Here is an 18454-nt window from a genome sequence, read left to right as displayed (position 1 = left end):
GCTACCGCCGCTACGCCTGGACCGGCGCCGACGCCGACTGCCGGCTCTGGTTCCGGATGCAGGCCGAGGCCCGCCGGCTGAACTACGAGGTCGACCGCAACGGCAACCAGTGGGCCTGGCTCGGCGACCCGGAGGCCGGCGACGCGGTCGTCACCGGCTCGCACCTCGACTCAGTGCCCGACGGCGGGGCCTTCGACGGCCCTCTCGGGGTCGTGTCCGCGTTCGCCGCGCTCGACGAACTGCGCTCCCGCGGCGTGCAGTTCACGCGCCCCCTCGCGATCACCAACTTCGGTGACGAGGAGGGCGCCCGCTTCGGCCTCGCCTGCGTCGGCTCCCGGCTCACCGCCGGACAGCTGACCAAGGAGAAGGCGTACGAGCTCCGGGACGCCGAGGGCGTCAGCCTCCCGCAGGCCATGGAGGCCGCCGGGTACGACCCCGAGACCATCGGCCCGGACCCCGAGCGTCTGGCCCGTATCGGCGCGTTCGTCGAGCTGCACGTCGAGCAGGGCCGGGCCCTGGACCTGACAGGGGACGCCGTCGGCATCGCGAGTGCCATCTGGCCGCACGGCCGCTGGCGGTTCGACTTCCGCGGCGAGGCCAACCACGCAGGCACCACCCGCCTCGTCGACCGCCGCGACCCGATGCTGACGTACGCGGAGACCGTCCTCGCCGCCCGCCGCGAGGCGGAACTCGCCGGGGCCGTCGCCACGTTCGGGAAGATCTCCGTCGAGCCGAACGGCGTCAACGCCATCCCGTCCCTCGTCCGCGGCTGGCTCGACTCGCGCGCCGCCGACCAGGCCGCCCTCGACACGGTCGTCGCCGCGATCGAGCAGGCCGCGAAGGACCGCGCCCAGCGCGACGGCGTCGACCTGAAGGTCGTACGGGAGTCGTTCACGCCGGTCGTCGAGTTCGGCCACGCCCTGCGGGACGAGATCGGCGCCCTGCTCGGCGGGCGGGCCCCGCTGCTCGGCACGGGCGCGGGACACGACGCGGGAATCCTGTCCGGGTCCATCCCGACCGCCATGCTGTTCGTACGGAACCCGACAGGCGTCTCGCACTCCCCGGCCGAGTACGCGGGCGAGGACGACTGCGTCGCCGGGGTTCTCGCGCTCGCCGACGTACTGGAGGGTCTCGCGTGCAGGTGACGACGTACTGGCTGGAACACGCCTGGCTCGGCACGCATGTCGAGCCGGGCGTGGCGCTCGACGTGCGCGACGGCCGGATCGCGGCGGTCCGGACCGGGGTGGAGACCCCGGAGCCGGGTGCCGAAGTGCTGCGCGGCCTCACCCTCCCCGGCCTCGCGAACGCCCACTCGCACGCCTTCCACCGGGCCCTGCGCGGGCTCGTCCAGGTCGGCTCGGGGACCTTCTGGACCTGGCGCGAGTTCATGTACCAGGTCGCGTCGCGGCTGACGCCGGAGTCGTACCACGCGCTGGCGCGCGCCGTGTACGCGGAGATGGCGCTGGCCGGGATCACGGCGGTGGGCGAGTTCCACTACGTGCACCACGCGCCGGGCGGTGGCCGCTACGCCGACCCGAACGCGATGGGTGAGGCGCTGATCGCGGCGGCGGAGGATGCGGGGATCCGGATCACGCTGCTCGACACGGCGTACCTGTCGTCAGCCATCAAGAACAAGCACAGCGGGGAGCCCCCGAACCCGCACCAGCTCCGCTTCTCGGACGGCACGGCGGAAGCGTGGGCGGAGCGCGTGTCGCTGCTCAAGGTGCGGGACGGGGTGCGCATCGGCGCGGCGATCCACTCCGTACGGGCCGTCCCGGCGGCGCAGCTGGCGGCGGTGGCCTCGTGGGCGTCCTCCCGGAACGCCCCCCTCCATGTCCATCTCTCCGAGCAGACGGCGGAGAACGACGCCTGCCTCGCGGCGCACGGCTGCACCCCTACGCGGCTGCTGGCGGACCACGGCGTGCTCGGCCCGCGTACCACGGGCGTTCACAACACCCACCTGACGGACGAGGACATCGCCCTGATCGGCGGGAGCGGGACCGGTACGTGCATGTGCCCGACGACCGAGCGGGACCTGGCCGACGGCATCGGGCCCGCGGTCGCGCTCCAGGGCGCGGGCTCCCCGCTCTCCCTGGGCAGCGACAGCCACGCGGTGATCGACCTCCTGGAGGAGGCGCGCGCGATGGAGCTCAACGAACGCCTGCGCTCGCGGACCCGCGGCCACTGGACGGCGGCGGCCCTGCTGCGCGCCGCGTCGGCGGACGGCCACGCGGCGCTGGGCTGGGACGACGCGGGCCGCCTGGAGGCGGGCGCGCTCGCCGACTTCACCACCGTCGCGCTGGACTCGGTCCGGACGGCGGGGCCGGTACCGAGGCTGGGGGCGGAGACGGCGGTGTTCGCGGCGACAGCGGCGGACGTACGGCACACGGTGGTGGGCGGGCGTCATGTGGTGCGGGACGGCGCCCACGCCCTCGTGCCGGACGTGCCGTCGGCGCTGGCGGAGTCAATTGCGGTGCTGCGAGGCTGATGCCGGCGCAGGACCTGGCCCGAAGTCAGGAGCCGCCGGTGCCCTTCAGGGCCGTCCTGACGAAGTCCTTCGTCAGGACGGCCGCCGACTCGACCGGTACGTGCGCCTGGCCCCCGGCGGGGAAGAAGTCGAGCTCGCCGATCGCGCCGTAGTTGGCCCAGAAGCACGTGGTCATGGGGAAGGTGTCGGCGACGTTCTTCCGGCACTTGACCGCCACGGTACGGCTGGTGGAGGTGTAGGGCTCGCCGACGAGGTTGCGCCCGTAGCTCTCGCTGAGACGCAGGGAGTCGGTGAAGACCTTGTCCAGGGCCGCCGCGGGGTCGGAGATCTTCTCGTACAGCTTCGTCCTGGCGGTGAAGTCGGGAGCCGCCGCCGACCTCGTGCCCATACGGAGGACGATGCGCGGGCTGCCGAAGCACGAGATTTTGTCCGCGCTGTCGTCGGCCTCCTCGATCTCCTTCATGTCGTCGTCGGCGGACACGCGCATGTCCAGGTCGCTGCCGAAGCGGAAGCTTCCGTCGCCCTCGTCGCACACGAGACCCTCCATCGTCGGCAGGACGACCTTCGTGTAGCGGATGCCCGGGTCCGCGCCGAGCTTCTCCGCCTTCTCCGCCGACGGCTTGGCGGCCTCGCCGAGGGCACCGGGCCCACCGTCCGCCTTCTTGCCGCCCCCGCCGCTCTCCCCGCTGCCGGACCCGCATCCCGCGATGACCGCGCTCGCGGCCACCACGGCCGCGACGTTCTTCCACCTGAGCACGTCTGCTGATTCCCCCGAACAAATGACGGTGATGGTCAGGAACATGACGATCTTACGGGGGTCGACCGGCGGCGTAGGCGGTCTCGTACCTGGTCCGGCCCTGCGTGCCAAGTCGCCACTCTCAAGGGGCATTACCGTTTCTAAACAGTGTCCAAGCTTGTTCTTTATGGTCTGACCTCGAACAATGCCCCGAACGTGATCGCTCGTACGGGGATTCCGGGGACGTGAACACGGCCTCCGTCTGATCCTGTGCTCCGACAAAGAGGCACTTGACCAGCGCGAAGGCCGTGGGGGAATGAGTCTGCTGCATCACGATGTCCGGCGGGAAGCGTTCGCGGCGGCGTCACACTTCCGGGACGACTTCTTCGACTGCCTGCCCGTGCGCGGGGACACGCTGTTCGAGCTGACCGACGCGTTGCTGTGCGCGGATGGGCCGGTGACCACCCCGGTGGACCTCACGCTGACGGCCGAGCACCGGCGCGGGCACGGTGCGATGTACGACGCGCTGAACAGCGGGGACGTGGATGTGCCGCGGCTACGGCGGGTGCTGGCCGGGCTGCCGCAGCCCGAGGCCGCCGACGGCCGCCTGGTCCTGGCGGTGGACGTCACCCACTGGCTCCGGCCGGCCGCACCGACTAGCCGGGACCACTTGTTCTGCCACGTCTACGGCCGCAGCGGCCGGTCCTCGGACCAGTTCGTGCCCGGCTGGCCCTACTCGTTCGTCGCCGCGCTGGAGCCGGGCCGGACCTCGTGGTGCCAGATCCTGGACGCGCTGCGGCTGGGGCCGGCGGACGACGTCGCCGAGGTCACCGCTGCCCAGGTCCGCCGGGTGGTTGAGGACCTCATCGACATGCGCCGTTGGCAGGCGGGTGACCGCGACATCCTGGTCGTATTCGACGCCGGCTACGACGCTCCGCGCATGGCCTATCTGCTGGAAGAACTGCCAGTGGAGGTGTTGGGGCGGCTGCGCACGGACCGAGTGATGCGCAAGCCCGTCCCAGTCCCCTGGATCTCGCCGCCGAAGGGCGGGCGCCCGCCGAAGCACGGCAAGGAGTTCCGCTTTGCCAAGCCTGACACCTGGGGCGCGCCTGATGCCGAGACCGTGCAGGTCACCGACCGTTACGGCACCGCTCGCGCGATGGCCTGGGACCGCATCCATCCTCGGCTGACCACCCGCTCCGCGTGGATCGACCACACCGGCGAACTCCCCGTTATCGAAGGGACGTTGATCCGCCTGGAGGTCGACCGCCTGCCCGGCGGCCACGATCCCCTCCCCGTCTGGCTGTGGTCGTCGGCAACCGGCCTGGCGGACGAGGCCATCGACCTGCGCTGGCAGGCGTTCCTGCGCAGATTCGACCTGGAGCACACCTTCCGGATGATCAAACAGACGCTGGGCTGGACCCGCCCGAAGCTCCGCACCCCGGAGGCGCCGGACCGGTGGACCTGGCTAGTCATCGCGGCCCACACCCAGCTCCGCCTCGCCCGGCCGCTGGCCGCTGACCTCCGCCGCCCCTGGGAGAAGCCGGCCGAGCCCGGCCGACTCACACCTGCCCGCGTCCGCCGGGGGTTCAGGAACCTCCGCCCGATCCTGCACTGCCCGGCCCGTGCGCCGAAACCATCGCGACCAGGCCCCGGTCGCCCGCTCGGCTCGAAGAACAAGCAGCCCGCCACCCGCTACGACGTGGGCAAGACCGTCAGACGCCCGGGCACCCTGATCGAACGTGATCAAGCCCGGCTGTGAGGCCATGATCTGGGTCTGTCAGTGGCGCCGGGCAGAATGCACTCCCGTGAGCCTCCACTACGAAGTCGTCTTCACGTGCTTCCTCCGGGACGACACGCCCGACACGGTCCTGGCAGGCCTGCGATGGCACCTCGGCCTGGCCCCCGAGCGTCCAGCAGAGCTCGACGCGGAGGAGCACTCGTATCCACTGCTCTCCCCGGATCCGGACAGTCGCCTGCCAGGAGGCGATTTCGTGTCACTACGACGCCAGTCCCGAGGCTTCACGCCCGGTGGTGAGCTCCACGCATGGGGACTGTTCAGCCGCAACCTCTGGCTCGACGACATGATGGGTGACCTCTACACCGTCCTGGACCTGCTCGCACCCCACGTCGAAGAACCTGGCTACAGCGGGTACTTCCGGGAGGAGTTCGACACCGAGCCGACCGTCTTCACGTTCCGAGACGGCACCTTCGGGCCACTGAAACTCTGAATCCAGTTCAGTCCCTGAACGCCGAAAGGGTTAAAGAACAAGCCAAGAGTGAGTTTTGGACCACTTCCTGGAACTGCGCGTATCCCGAACGGTGCTGGATGCGCTGGTTCCCCGCGTTCTCAATTCCCCCGTCCGGCGACGTGCATCGTGTGCACGTTCCGTGACGGGGTGGCGGGGTTCCTCACGCCCTCGGACACCGCGGTCGGCCTGGACGGTCCGATGCCCAGCACCATCACTCTGGTAGTGCTGGGGCGGTGCCGTCCGTCGCCGGATCGGGTGCCCGAGGGCGCGCCTGCCGATCGCCACCGAAGCGGCGTCATGGCGAGTCATGTTGCGGTTTGTGCTGGTAAGGGGCTTTCGCCAGTGCTCAAGGCCAGCATCGTGTCCATGGCCGCCGAAGGCGCAACACCTTCTCGTCCTCGTCGGCGAGGTACTTGAGCCGGTCGCGTATCGCCATACCAGACGGGCCGATAGCAACGAACGGTGTGTCGATGGTGCGGAGCTGCTTCTTCGGCTCAGTCATCGGCAGCCGCCGCCTCAAGGGCCTTGCGTGCACGGTTCTTCGCCGACCTGCGGCCGTACAGGCGGGCGCAGCGTGTGTGCCTCGGTCACCTTGATCACCCCGCGGGACGATCGGCGATGAACCGGCTTCTGGGCGCGCGGGGGCGCGTAAAGCTGCGTGACAGCCATCGGGAAGGTCTCTCTTCCTTGGTGGTGAGGCCCTCGTTCGGGATGCCGGTCCCGGCCGGAGGCCGTTGCATGTGCCGTGGCATATGCGGGAGTTGTCGGTGCCGACCCTGTCCCGAAGATCTCACCGGAATCCAGCGCTCCGGGTCAGGATCACCCACGCGAGTGACGCGGTGGATTGAGGTCACCACGGTGAGGTGGGGTGGGGTCATTTCCCCCTGGTTATTTGGTCTTTGGGGCCTGCGTATCTGGCGTCCGGCTCTCCGGTGCACGGGTTTCCGCGCTTCGGTGCGGCGAAGCCCGATTGCGGGTTCACTCGGGCCCGACGACGTCGATCTCGGCCATACGGTCTTGCAGGGCACAGGCCTGGAGGGAACGCTGCAGCGGTCGCTCAGCGTCTCGGCGAGCAGCAACCGCATCCCGCTCTGTGGCCGACGCCGCCTGACCGAGCCACTTCCCCTCCCAGGAGCCCGACATGACCGCGCAGCCCACTGAGCCGACCGGCGAACCGCTCATCTGCATGCCCGCGAAGACCCCGGCAGCTCTGCGTGTTGCCGTCGCGCGGCTCGACCCTGATGCCCTCCCGCGCTTCGATGCCGACTGGGCCACCGCCATGGATCAGGCCCGTGATGAATACAGCCTTCTCCCCGGACGTCATTTCACAGAGCACTGGTGGGCCTGGGTCGTCGTTACGCGCTGGCCCGCCCGCGCCGGTCGACTTTGCGAGTGTGAGCACATCGTTGCCACCTCTGACGACCGCGTAGCCCGTCGCGCCGCCGTCGCCGAGATCGGCCGCATCCTTGCCGACGCGGAGGCCGCCGCCGCGTGAGCGACTGGACCTTGGCTGTCTCTGACTTGCGTCTATCGGCGCGGGGGCTGGCCCGGGGGTCGACGAGGAACAGCGGCCCGCTGGTGCGGTGTCACAACGACTCCGGCGCACTATTCGGCCTGCCGGTCAACGAAGTTGTCGCCAAGCGCCTGGTAGGCTTCCTGGCTTCGATCCGCAGCCATGGCCCTGCGGCGTGGGGCACGGCAGAAGCCGTCCGGTGCCCGGCCAGGTGCAAGATCTCCGCTCACGCGTTGAAAGGTCTTGCCGTGTACAGGTTCGAGCAGAATGAGAAGACGCCGGTAACCGAAGGCGTCTGCCTGCTGACCGTCGTCAGCCCGCGCAGGGATGAAGGCAACAGCCCGACCGGGATCGTCGGCCGGTGCCTGGCCCGACAACTGCTCGCCATGGGCCGGCATGTGCGGGTGCTGGCCGAGTCGGACCAGTGCGGTGGCTGGCCTGACACGGTCGACGTCGTAGAAGGGTCCATCACCCGGCCGCTGGAGTGTGCCCGAGCCTTCGACGGTGTCGAGGCCGTGTTCCTCGCCGGTGCCCATCCGTCGACGGTCCGGGACGCCCTCACTCTGGCGCGAAAGGCCTTCGTCAGCAAAGTCGTTCTGTTGTCGTCCCACGGGCCGGAGTACGAAGAGGCGAATCCGCCGGAGACCTGGTTCTGGCTGGCGATCGAGAAGGCGGTGGAGCACTCGGGCATCGCCTGGACGCACATCCGGCCGTCGGCTGTGATGGGTGCCGTCATCGAGGGCACCTACCCGGCGACAGGGTCGGACTGGCCTGACACCGTCCGCGCCGACGGGGTGGTCCGGGAGGCTTTCCTCAACCAGGGCCACTACCCCTTCATTCATGAGGAGGACCTCGCCGCCGTCGTGACCGCGGCTCTGATCAGCGATGATTACGCCGGGACGCTCATCGAGGCTGTGGGCCTGCCGCTGAGTACACGTTCACGGATACGGAGCATCGCCGCCGCTCTCGGCCGCGACATCGACACGGTCGACCTGTCGGCGGACGCGAGCCGGGCGATCTGGCGACGTCGTGGTTGGCCGGACGGTGCGATCGACGTGACGCTGTACGCACTTGAAGAGTACGGCGCCCACTTCGCCGAACTTGTTCAGTGGACGCTCGACCAGCGGCCGTCCGTGCAGGACATCATCGGCCGCCCGCTGCGCACTTACGACGACTGGGTGAGCGAGAACATCAACTCGTTTCGCTGACCTGGGTGTGCCGGCGTACGAGGTCGATCTCCGCCCACACCGTCTTGCACGGCACCGGGCCGGAGCGGATGCCCCAGCGGTCGGCGAGCGTCTCGACGAGAAGCAGTCCGCGGCCCGACTCGAGGTCGTGAGCGGGTGGTTGAAGGGCGGGGGCAGGCGGTCACCCCGCGTGTCGGTCACTTCGATACGGAGGGTGTTCGGCGTCGCCGCCAGCCTCAGGCGGAAATCGCGGCCGGAGACCCGGCCGTGCAGCGCGGCGTTGGCGGCCAGCTCGGCGATGACGTGGAGGGCGGCGTCCGAGGTCAGGCCCCAGGAGCGCAGCTGCTCGGCAGCGAGGAGGCGGGCGAGGCGAGCGCCGCGGCGGGTGGAGGAGAGCCGGACGCTGAACTGCGCCGAGGTGGCGAGAGGTTGCCGGATTTGCTGATTCATGTCACTCAGCGTGGCGATGCCTGCTTACGCTGAACAGTGATGCAGCCGATACGTACAGTGACTGTCTCGGCGTTGTCCGGTCTTGTCCCGGCTGTATCGCGTGACGGGTGGGTACGGGCGGGCGTTGGACACGGTCAGCGCGTCGAAGGCGGGTGGGGTGCGGGATGGACGGTGTGGCGACGGACGTGACCGGCGGGGTGGACGAGCCCGGCTGGGACGTCGATCCGGACGACGAGATCGCGCCGGTGGTGGAGATGGCGGGCGGCCAGCTCAGGCTCTGGCGGGAGGGCGCGGGGCTGCGGGTCGCGGAGTTCGGGCAGCGGATCGGGTACAGCGAGGACCTGATCCGCAAGGTGGAGCGCGGGGCGCGGATTCCCCGGCCGGAGTACCTGGAGAAGGTGGACCAGGTGCTGGGGGCGGGCGGGAAGGTCGCCGCGATGAAGAAGATGTTGGCGGAGGCGCGGTACCCGAAGAAGGTTCGGGAACTGGCGAAGCTGGAGGCGCAGGCGGTCGAGCTCTCGGCATACCGCACGCACAATCTCCATGGCCTGTTACAGACGGAGGAATACGCACGGGCGTTGATTGGGACACAGCGGCCCGCCTACTCAGCGGACGAGGTTGAGCGAATGGTCGCAGCGCGGATGGCACGGCACTCGATCTTCGAACGATCCCCCGCTCCGGAGCTGAGCTTTGTCCAGGAAGAGGTGACGCTGCGCCGCCCCATCGGAGGCAGAATGGTGTTGCGCCGACAGCTCGAACATCTGCTGGAGATCGGGCGGTTGCGCAACGTCGAGATCCAGGTGATGCCGACCGATCACGAAGGCCACGCCGGAATGGCTGGCGTCATCGAGGTGCTGAAGTTCAGGGACGGTACGGCGGTGGGCCGCGCGGAGAACGTGTTCGCCGGCCGCCCGGTGTCCGAGCTGAAGCAGCTCCGGATCATCGAACTGCGGTATGGCATCATCCGGGCCCAGGCTCTCTGCCCACGGGAGTCCCTGGCCTTCATCGAGCAACTGCTGGGAGAGACATGACCCTCAAGCCCTCCGCTGGGGACGGCCCTCGGCTGCAGTGGTTCAAGAGCAGCTTCAGCGACAGCAGCGACGGCAACGACTGCGTCGAGGTTGCCTGGTTCAAGAGCAGCTACAGCAGCAGCAGCGACATCAACGACTGCGTCGAGGTCGCCTCCAGCCCCTCCTGCCCCGCCATCCACGTCCGCGACTCCAAGAACCCCCAGGGCCCTCAGCTCACCTTCGGCTCCGCTGCCTGGACCGGCTTCCTGCCGTACGCCTCCGAGTCGCGCCGCCCCCGGTAGCGACTGCGCTTCGGTTGGCGCGAAAGGCCGACCGTAGCGCTCGCACACGCCTGCCCGGGGGCTTGCCGCTGTGTTCAGCCGTGCTCGGGCTCGACCGGGAGCCACAGTTCGGCGTCGGCCTCGGTCTTCTCCGGCGACAGGCGGGTGCGCAGGATCTCAGGGCCGGTGCGGGTGCGATACGGGTTCGACGGGAACCACTCGGTGAACACGTCCCGCCACAGCTCCTGGATGGCCTGCGGTGCCGGCCCGGAGGTGGTGAAGACCGCCCAGGTGCCGGCCGGGACGGCCAACGTGGTCGTGCCCTCAAGAGCGGCCGCGGAGGTGATCACGCCGTGGTGGTAGTCGAGTTCAGTGCCCTCGGCGCGGCTGGGGTCCATGCCGTCGCAGACCGCGACGATGCCGTGAGGCTCCTGGTCCGACAGCTTCTCCAGGCGCTCCAGGGTCCGCGGGTCGATCCCACGGACAAAGTCCATGATCGCCTGGTTCGGCCCCGCATGCACCAGCGGTACCCGGGTCTTGAGCCCGACGACGGTGAAGTCCGCCTTGTCCACGACGCGGTATCGCATACTGCTGCTCCCCTCGATGGTGAGGCGGAAGGCCATCCGGGACTGGGAGTTGAGCGCGGCGCCGGTACGCCGGGCCTCGCCCGGTCCGATGCCGTGCATGGCACGGAACGCCCGCGCGAACGCCTCGCCGGAGCTGTAGCCATAGCGCACCGCGATCTCCAACAGCGTCTCACGCCCCGCAAGTACTTCGGCGCCCGCGAGGGTGAGCCGACGGCGCCGGACGTACTCCGACAGCGGCATGCCCGCGAGCGCGGAGAACATCCGGCGCAGGTGGTGCTCCGAGGTGGCCGCGAGGCGTGCCAGCTCCTCCACGTCGACGGCCTGGTCGAGATGGCACTCGATGTGCTCCATGGCCTGGTTCAGCCGCTCCAGCATGCCCGGCCTCCTTCCTCTTCCCTCTTCACGACCACCTTGCCGGCGATGGTCGTGAAGCACGTCTACCCGGCGCTGCGGTCGCTGCCGTCCCCGTCCGGACCGGGGGTGTCCTGTCCCAGGCCCCGGCGGATCGCAATCTCCACGGGTGAGTACGCGCCGTCGGCCCGCTCCAGTTCGTACGGCGCGGCCGGCATCAGCGGCGGCTGGGCCATGAAGCGCGGCTGCACCCCATGGTGCGGTTGCGCCGCGTGCACCAGGAACGGATGGCACAGGAAGACGTCGCCCGGGGACCCGGTGGCGAGGGCGAGTGGCCGGTGGTCGGACGCCGCCACCAGATCGGGGGCGAGGGTCAGTCCGCTCGCCCCGTCCTCCCCGTACTTCTCCAGCACCTTCGGCACGTCGAGGTGCGAGCCGACCCGGATCCGGGTCGGGGCGTCCTCCTCACCGACCTCGCTGAACAGGAACAGCATCAGCAGCGCCCGGCCCTGGGAGCGCAGATTTGTGAAGTACCAGCTCTCGCCCTCCGGCAGATAGCTCCCCTCGATGTGCCAGCCCGCATCGTCCGGCTCCTCCTCGTGCGGGAAGCGCAGCGGGAACGTGCCCAGCGAGTAGCGCGGCTCCCAGCGTCCCGCGCCGACGAGCAGGTCGTACGCGCGCTGCAGGGACGGGGAGTTGGGTGCGGCGGCAAACGGCCCCTGCGCCATGCCGCCCACCCAGTGCACGGGCTGCGTCCACGTCGACGGGTCGTCCGGGTCGCAGCCCGTCTCTCGCCACAGCAGCCGCGCGCAGTCCGCGGCCACGCGCGGCGCGACGGCGCCCTCCAACTTCACGAAGCCGTCGCGGAGGAAGCGGGATACCAAGGTCGTGTCATCCATGCCCCCATCGTGCGGCGACACCGGCCCCGATCACCCGACATTCTCCGCACCGCCTTTGTCGGGTGATCACCGAGCCCCTTCCCGCCCCTCCGAGACCAGAAGCAACCGCCCCGCGGTCACAGGACCACATGGCCGACGACGGGCGAATACTCCCCACTCGTTCAAGAACTGGATCAAGTGGGGCGCAGGTGAGTACCTCCGACCACGCGCGCAGGGGCTGACGGCACAGGCGACGATCCGGCGCGACCATCGCAGCGCCTGACGCAGACGTACTGCCGATCGCGGTCCTGGCATGCGCACGACCCTATATTCGCGTGCTGCGGGGGCGGGAAGACGGCCGCGGGATACCCCTGCTCCAGCATGGGTCTTCGGCCCAGGCGGTCACCGGGGCTCACCCCGTCGACACCCCCGCGGCGTCCGTCCCCGGCTCGGGGCGGCCGAGCCAGGAGACGAAGAGCCCGTCGGGGTCCCAGGTGGCGCGGAGGCCGTCGAGGCGCCGGAGGTTCTCGTCGGCCATGAAGCGGTAGGGGCGGTTGAGCAGGTTCTCGTCGGCCAGCTGGATGCCGCTGGCGTACGGCTCCCAGGCTCGCATGTGGTCGGTCACCCAGTCCGTGTACTTCCGGTCGTCGGCCGGATCGGTCCACGCCGCATACAGCCCGTAGTACAGCTCGTCCTCCACCGAGTAGGCCATCGGCGGGCGTTCGGGCTGGCCCTCGTAACCTCCCCAGTTGTACAGCACCATGTGCGAGGGCGCCGGGAGCCAGGTCTTCAGCATGGCCTCGAAGTTGGGCCAGAGGTCGTCGAAGGAGGCGTGGGTCCACATGTTGTCGGCCAGATAGCGCTTGGTCTCGTCGTAGTGCGGATCGGTACCGAGCCGGCTCAGAGTGCCGGTGTCCGTCACCTCGTTGAGCCGTGTGGTGAGCACGTGCGCGCGTGCCGGGCAGGACTCGTAGACCGACAGCTGCTCTCTGGCCTCCTCTTCGGTGTCGGTAAAGGCGGTGGCGTTGAGGGAGATGAGTGGCTCGTCGTTCGTCATCGGGTCGCGGTTGCACATGAGGTTGATCTCTGTGGGCGTCTGACGGCCGATCTCGTGCACGAAGCCGTAGACGTCGCGCGCGGCCGAGGCGGGCCAGAAGTACCCGCTGTTCATCGTGACCTGCTTGCGCGGGTAGAGCTTCACGTAGAAGCGGGTGACGACGGCGAAGAAGCCGGGACCGGCGCCGCGGGCGGCCCAGAGCAGGTCGGCGTTACGGGTCTCGTCGGCGTGGATCCGCTCGCCGCTCGTGGTGACCGCGTCGATGCCGGTCACCGACATGCAGGCCGGACCGTAGTCCCGCCCGGCCCAGGCGAATCCGCCCTGCAGCAGATAACCACCGATGGAGACGCCCGTGCAGTGACCCGTGGGGAAGAACAGGTCCTTCTCCGCCAGCATCGAGTTGAGCTCCGACCCTTTGATGCCGGGCTGGGCGGTGCCGGTCATCGCCTCCCTGTCGACGGCCACATGGCGCAGGTTCGACAGGTCGATCAGTACCGTGCCGTCGCGCAGGTGCGACCCGGACCAGCTGTGGCCACCGGAACGCACCGCGATCTGCAGGCCTTCGTCCCTGGCCAGTTTCACCGCTCCGACGACGTCGTCCTCGTCGTTCGCCAGCACGATCACCTCGGGGTAGCGGTCCGGGACCCCCGAGTGCCAGCAGGCCTCACGGCGCAGGCTCTCGTAGTGGTAGTCACCGCGCCGCAGCACCCTGCCCTCGATGTGGTTCGCCATGTCCGCTCCCTTCACCGGGCGTTCGCGTCGCACAGCGCCCGTCGCCCGGGTCCCCGGGCAGGACGTCCGGCCTGTTCACGCCTGTTCGCGTTGCTCACTCTTGTTCACTGCGTTTGAACTCGTCGAAAATGTCCGGGAGAAACGCGGCGAGGTGGTTCATCTCCTGGGAGCAGTGCACGATCATGGCGCGGGCCTGCCCGTCTCCGAGATGTCTGACAGCTTCCGCGACCCTTTCGAGTTCACCGGTCAGGGAGGCTTCTCCGCGGGGGGCGACGTGTTTCCCGCCCATCCAGAAGCGCGAACGCATCTCGGCGCCGCCGTTCACCCGGCGCACGTAATGGATCAGATGACCCCAATCAAGCGGTACTTCGGAGAATCCCACTCTGCCGCAGATGACGGTCGCCTTGTCCGGATCGAGCATGTCGTCGCTGAATCCCAGACTGCTGGGACGGACGAAACGAATAGCGAGCCGGCCGAGCACATTGCCGACGTACTCATCCACGAACGAGGTGCCGCCGACATACCTCTCACGGTAGGGAGCGCTCTGGTCCCCCGCTCCATCGGACCATTCTGCGTACAGGTGGGCACGCGGGTACCACAGCTTGTACCGCTCGGTCTCGGTGGCGTGCCACCAGAACCACCAGTCCACCATGTCCGGTGATACGCCCGGCATATGAGTCAGTGTGGCGATGTGCATGGAGCCGTCGTCGAAGAGGCTGTATCCGTTCTCCAGCTCCTGGTATCCGGCCTCGCTCAGCGTCCCCGCGTCGTCGAAGTCCAGACACAAGGGGGGCGCCTGCGGACCGAGATCGATTGCCTCCTTGACGTACTCCGGCAGCGGTGCCATCACCGGGTTCCAGTACTTCGCGAACCATTTGCCGTCGAGTTCGCCGGGCCGCATTCCCAGATGGGTCCGGCGGTCGGGATCGGGACGTGGTTCCGTCATGGCCCGGCCTTCAGCGGGACAGGGTCACGACGTCGGAGGACCTGAGGACGTGCCCCTCTTCATCCAACGCCTCGACCTGGAAGTACGGTCCTGGATCGTCCGTCGGGACCGCCGTCTCGAACCCGGTCCGTTCGGCGTGCCGCACGACCACCGACAGGGAATCGGGGTCCGGTCCTGCGAGCACCCGCCACGCTCTGGTCTGCGTCGAACCGTTCCAGGAGGCGTAGACGACGTTGTGCCCGTCGTCGGTCCTCGCCGCTGCGCTCGGCGGGTAGTGGGGCTTGCCGACCCACTTGTTCCGGAAGGCCCGGTACGAGATGTTGGAGCCCGGCAGCTGGGCGTCGTAGAGCAGGTTCTGTGAGCCGTTGTTCTCCGTGTTTCCTGCGCCCGCGTATTCCGAGTAGTACGAGCTCTGGCCCCATCCGATGAACTCATTGCCGTTGGGAAGGGCCTGGGTGTTCCCTTGGGACGCTGAGAACAGCGGTGGCTGGTGGTAGTAGGTCCGCGCGGCGGTCGCGCGGCGGGCGTCGAAGTCCAGGTCCAGGATCAGGCCGTGGGACTCCTGTTCCGGTGAGCCGTCCGGCTGGTTGCAGCAGCCGTCGTCGAACATGCTGATCCGGTTTCCCGGCCGGAATCGCGCGTCGTGCTGCCAGTAGAAGTCCGCGTTGGGCCCGAAGGTGAAGTCGCTCTTCTTGCCGCCGAGTTGCCAGCGGATCTTTCCGGACTTCTTGGAGATGTCGTAGATCGCCCAGAAGTTCCGGACCGAGACCAGCAGCTCACCTCTGGGACCCTCGTCGATCGAGTTCAGATGGTAGGCGTCCCATACCCCGCCTGACGTCGCCGCGTCGGAGGCCGGCACCTCGGATTCGGCGGGGTCCAGATGATCCAGCAGGTCCCATGAGAAGACGAGCTTCCCCGTTTCCAGGTCGACTTCCTGGATCTCGCTGTCCAGGATGGCCCCGTCCTTCGGACCTCCGTAGGGGGTGAGATCCATAGGAACGGCCTTGGACGCGATGAACAGTGCGGTCCCCCTACGGGTCAGGAGGAATTCGTGCTCGTCCGCGTTGAAGCCGTGGTGTGCGGAGACCGTGGTGATCAGGCGGTAGTGATCGTCGTAGATGTAGTAGCACCCGCCCGGTTCAGGAGCGCCGCCCGGCAGATTCGTATACGTGGGCGGAATGGCGATGGAACCCTGCCACCAGGTCAGCACCGGCTGCGCCGTTCCCTTTCTGCCCTTCCTGGGATGGTGATAGGTCTGCACCTTGAAGTCCGCGTTCTGGAGGGCAGCGGAAGGCAGCGGACGGAACCAGACCGGATCGCCGGAGTCGTCGGCGATCAGCGCCCCCGTCTGGCCGACCACCCTTTCCAGGCTGTACGGACCGACGAAGATCTTGCCCCGGGCCGTCCCGGGCCGGTTCGCGTTCACGGTGACCCGCTGAGGGTGAAGGCCGGGCTCGGACACGAAGCTCCACACGTCGCTGCCCGAAGTGATCGGCGGCGGCGTGGTGGCGCTGCCGGTCGGGGGAGCGGGTTCCGTCGCGCACAGCCGCGGCGGGTCCGGTCGCGGGCTCGCCGCGGCGGGGGGCGGGCAGATCGTGAAGGCGAACGTCGCGGCGAGCGCGCAGGCCCCGGCGGTGCGGCTCAGCCGTCTTCGCGCACTGCGAGCCCCCAGTTGATGCTCCGCCATGTCCCGTCTCCTTGCGGCCCTTGCGGCCCTTGCGCCTCTGCCCGAATCACATGAGCTGTTGCCCTCTGGCGACGCTAGGCATCACCGCCTGCTTGCGCCTGCTGAAAGCCGGTGCGGTGGGCCATTCGGACGAGGCGGCCGCCTCACCCGGTCGGCCTCGCGGCTCGCTTCGCGGACGCGGAGACCCGCGGGCGACGTGCGCCGGCCCTGCGCGACCCGGTTGCGACGCCCGAGCGCGTCGAGCGGCCGAGCGGACCGGGGGGCGAGGGTAGGGAGGCGGCCGCCCTTGACCCGCTGCCGTTGCCGAGGCTCGTGGAACGGCTGGACGATCCCAAGTGGGCGCGGCCCCGGCTACCAACCCGTCGCTGCCGGTCACGGAGATGACGGCCCTCCTGGACCGGGCGGGTGTTCCCTCGCTGAGCGCGCAGGCAACCTACGGTCAGCGGGCATCGTCCATGAGCTCAGCTGTAGCGCGGCAGGTTGTCGGTGGAGATGGTCCACTCGGCGATGGTGATGTCCTCGCCGTAGATGAAATCCTTGCGCGTGGCGTAGCGCGGCCCGTCCGGGGTCCGATGGATGTCGGACAGGACCGCCCCGGAGCCGGTGCGGGGGTCGAAGATGACGTACACGGGGATCCCGAGCAGCGGATAATCGCGCATCTTGCCCACCCAGTCGTTGTCCGGGTTGGAGCGCGACACGATCTCGACGGCGGCGATGAGGGTCCGGGGGTCGAAAGTCCCCGGGACCTCCATGTCGGCCTCGGCGATCACCATGATGTCGGGGTGGCGCATGATGCCTTCGGGCTCGTCCTCCACATCGGGGGTGCCGGTGTGGGCGGCCAGTTCGTCTGGCATCTCCTTCTCGAGGCGCTTCCGGACGCGCAGCGCGGTCAGCTCATGGGGGCCGATGGGCGCCATCATGTCGTGGACGATGCCTTCCTTGGTGATCTCGAACTTGCCAGGCACCGTGTCGTCCAGGGACTGCAGCACGTCCCGCATCGACCGGTAGCGAAGTGCGTCTCGCTGTGCGCCGTCCGGGGCGATGGCCATGGTGCGCGCTCCTCGTCTGTGCCCTGGGGCCCGAGTCATCACGTTCATGCTAGGCGGCCTCCTCCGAGGCGGGACGGCAGTGGCGGCAGCGGCCGGGGTGCGGCGCGCGGAAGGCGCGGTCGCAAACGTCGCAGTTCTGGAGCGGGTCGGTGCGGGGTGGTGCCGGGCTCGTCGGCAGCGGTGGGGGCAGGAGGGCCGTGAGGCGGTGGGCCAGGAAGCCGGCCGGGTGGTGCAGGGGCTCGGGTGGCAGGACGGTGGTCAGGGCGTGGCGTACGGCGGCGGGGTGAGCGCCCCGCTCCAGCCAGGCCGCGACGGCGGGCGTGAGCCGTTTGACGTCCCGCTCGGCCAGGGTCAGGCGCGGCTGCTGTTCGCGGAGGCCGGCGAGCAGGTCGGCGGCCGTGCGGTGGAGCGCGGGGGCGTACGCGGTGGGCGTGGGAAGCGGGGGCGGCGGCACCGGCACCGGGGGCGCGGGACGGGCGGGAGGAGCCGGAGGGGGCGGCGCGGCAGAGGTCTTCGGGGCCGGTTCCGGGTTGCTGACGTGTGCGGCCTCGGCTGCTGCCGCGCGGGCGCGGCGGGCAGCGGTGGCGGCCGGGTTGTTGTACGCGTACGTCGCCGTGGTCCAGGTGCCGTCGTCCAGCGGTTGCCGTACGCGCTCGATGTAGCCGTGCTTCTCCAGCTCGCGCAGCGCGGCGGCGAAGCGGTCGCGGCCCTCCGGGAACTTCTCCGCCAGCGTGCGGATGTCCACCGGTGAGCCGTCCCGCAGGGACTGGATGTGGACGGCGAGGCCGATCGCCAGGCAGGACAGCTCGCGGTGCTGGGCGAGGTGGTTGCCGACGATCGTGTAGCCGGACGTGTGTGCCTCGGTCACCTTGATCACCCCGCGGGACGATCGGCGAACCGGCTTCTGGGTGCGCGGGGGCGCGTTAAGCTGCGTGACAGCCATCGGGAAGCCTCTAGTTCCTTGGTGGTGAGGCCCTCGTTCGGGATGCCCGTCCCGGCCGGGGGCCGTTGCATGTGCCGTGGCATATGCGGGAGTTGTCGATGCCGACCCTGCCCTGGAGATCTCGCCGGAATCCAGCGCTCCGGGTCAGGATCACTCGCGCGAGTGACCTGGGAGCCTGAGGTCACCACGGTGAGGTGGGGTGGGGTTATTTCCCGCTGGTTATTTGGTCTTTGGCGCCTGTGCCTCCGGCGTCCGGGCCTCCGGGATACGGGTTTCCGGCTTTCGGTGCGGCGAAGCCCGGCGGCGG

General features: G+C 69.3%; 16 protein-coding genes and 1 pseudogene. 8 read left to right on the top strand and 9 right to left on the bottom strand.

Annotation, left to right across the window (positions count from 1 at the left end; all coding sequences use genetic code 11):
* On the top strand, positions 1-1145 hold a 1145-nt coding region (locus tag ACWGI8_RS06950), incomplete at its 5' end, for an allantoate amidohydrolase (RefSeq protein ID WP_453659068.1).
* Complete coding sequence (locus tag ACWGI8_RS06945) at positions 1136-2488, top strand: formimidoylglutamate deiminase (protein WP_453659067.1); 1353 nt, start codon at positions 1136-1138, stop codon at positions 2486-2488. The genes ACWGI8_RS06950 and ACWGI8_RS06945, both read left to right, overlap by 10 nt.
* A gap of 25 nt (positions 2489-2513) precedes the next feature.
* Here ACWGI8_RS06945 and ACWGI8_RS06940 read toward each other — a convergent pair whose 3' ends face one another.
* On the bottom strand, positions 2514-3245 hold the full coding sequence (locus tag ACWGI8_RS06940) for a hypothetical protein (RefSeq protein ID WP_453659066.1): 732 nt from the start codon (positions 3243-3245) through the stop codon (positions 2514-2516).
* 295 nt (positions 3246-3540) lie between these two features.
* Here ACWGI8_RS06940 and ACWGI8_RS06935 point away from each other — a divergent pair, with 295 nt between their 5' ends.
* The 4 genes from ACWGI8_RS06935 (at position 3541) to ACWGI8_RS06920 (ending at position 8197) form a co-directional block, all read left to right on the top strand.
* Positions 3541-4986 carry an NF041680 family putative transposase gene (locus ACWGI8_RS06935; protein WP_453659065.1) on the top strand — a complete coding sequence of 482 codons (1446 nt, stop codon included), beginning with the start codon at positions 3541-3543 and terminating at the stop codon, positions 4984-4986.
* 46 nt (positions 4987-5032) lie between these two features.
* Complete coding sequence (locus ACWGI8_RS06930; RefSeq protein ID WP_453659064.1) at positions 5033-5455, top strand: hypothetical protein; 423 nt, start codon at positions 5033-5035, stop codon at positions 5453-5455.
* Between the two features lie 1162 nt (positions 5456-6617).
* Entirely contained in the window at positions 6618-6971 is a 354-nt protein-coding gene (locus ACWGI8_RS06925) for a DUF6247 family protein (protein ID WP_453659063.1), read from the top strand.
* Positions 6968-8197, top strand: coding sequence for an SDR family oxidoreductase (locus ACWGI8_RS06920; protein ID WP_453659062.1), 1230 nt, complete (start codon positions 6968-6970; stop codon positions 8195-8197). The genes ACWGI8_RS06925 and ACWGI8_RS06920 overlap by 4 nt, the downstream gene beginning before the upstream one ends.
* On the opposite strand, the pseudogene ACWGI8_RS06915 reads toward ACWGI8_RS06920, so the two are convergent.
* Positions 8181-8626: pseudogene (locus ACWGI8_RS06915) on the bottom strand (ATP-binding protein). The gene ACWGI8_RS06920 and the pseudogene ACWGI8_RS06915 sit on opposite strands and share 17 nt — an antisense overlap.
* Positions 8627-8790: 164 nt before the next feature.
* On the opposite strand from ACWGI8_RS06915, the gene ACWGI8_RS06910 reads away from it, so the two are divergent.
* Positions 8791-9657, top strand: a complete 867-nt coding sequence (locus ACWGI8_RS06910) for a helix-turn-helix domain-containing protein (protein WP_453659061.1) — start codon at positions 8791-8793, stop codon at positions 9655-9657.
* Positions 9654-9938, top strand: coding sequence for a DUF397 domain-containing protein (locus ACWGI8_RS06905; RefSeq protein ID WP_453659060.1), 285 nt, complete (start codon positions 9654-9656; stop codon positions 9936-9938). The genes ACWGI8_RS06910 and ACWGI8_RS06905 overlap by 4 nt, the downstream gene beginning before the upstream one ends.
* A 74-nt stretch (positions 9939-10012) precedes the next feature.
* Here ACWGI8_RS06905 and ACWGI8_RS06900 read toward each other — a convergent pair whose 3' ends face one another.
* From ACWGI8_RS06900 to ACWGI8_RS06870, 7 genes are all read right to left on the bottom strand, one after another.
* Complete coding sequence (locus tag ACWGI8_RS06900) at positions 10013-10879, bottom strand: AraC family transcriptional regulator (protein WP_453659059.1); 867 nt, start codon at positions 10877-10879, stop codon at positions 10013-10015.
* Positions 10880-10941: 62 nt separating this feature from the next.
* Positions 10942-11754, bottom strand: coding sequence for a phytanoyl-CoA dioxygenase family protein (locus ACWGI8_RS06895; protein ID WP_453659058.1), 813 nt, complete (start codon positions 11752-11754; stop codon positions 10942-10944).
* 391 nt (positions 11755-12145) lie between these two features.
* On the bottom strand, positions 12146-13522 hold the full coding sequence (locus ACWGI8_RS06890; RefSeq protein WP_453659057.1) for an FAD-binding oxidoreductase: 1377 nt from the start codon (positions 13520-13522) through the stop codon (positions 12146-12148).
* Positions 13523-13616: 94 nt separating this feature from the next.
* Positions 13617-14468, bottom strand: coding sequence for a DAPG hydrolase family protein (locus tag ACWGI8_RS06885; RefSeq protein ID WP_453659056.1), 852 nt, complete (start codon positions 14466-14468; stop codon positions 13617-13619).
* A 10-nt stretch (positions 14469-14478) separates the two neighbouring features.
* Positions 14479-16155: an arylsulfotransferase family protein gene (locus tag ACWGI8_RS06880; protein ID WP_453659055.1), complete on the bottom strand. Its 1677-nt coding sequence runs from the start codon at positions 16153-16155 to the stop codon at positions 14479-14481.
* A 461-nt stretch (positions 16156-16616) separates the two neighbouring features.
* Positions 16617-17204: a Uma2 family endonuclease gene (locus tag ACWGI8_RS06875; protein ID WP_453659054.1), complete on the bottom strand. Its 588-nt coding sequence runs from the start codon at positions 17202-17204 to the stop codon at positions 16617-16619.
* A gap of 49 nt (positions 17205-17253) precedes the next feature.
* Positions 17254-18072 carry a hypothetical protein gene (locus ACWGI8_RS06870; protein ID WP_453659053.1) on the bottom strand — a complete coding sequence of 273 codons (819 nt, stop codon included), beginning with the start codon at positions 18070-18072 and terminating at the stop codon, positions 17254-17256.
* Between the last annotated feature and the right edge of the window lie 382 nt (positions 18073-18454).

The sequence above is a fragment of the Streptomyces sp. NPDC054841 genome (assembly GCF_053611045.1).
The sequence above is the reverse complement of the archived record's forward strand: the minus strand, read 5'-3'. Positions and strand labels throughout refer to the sequence as shown.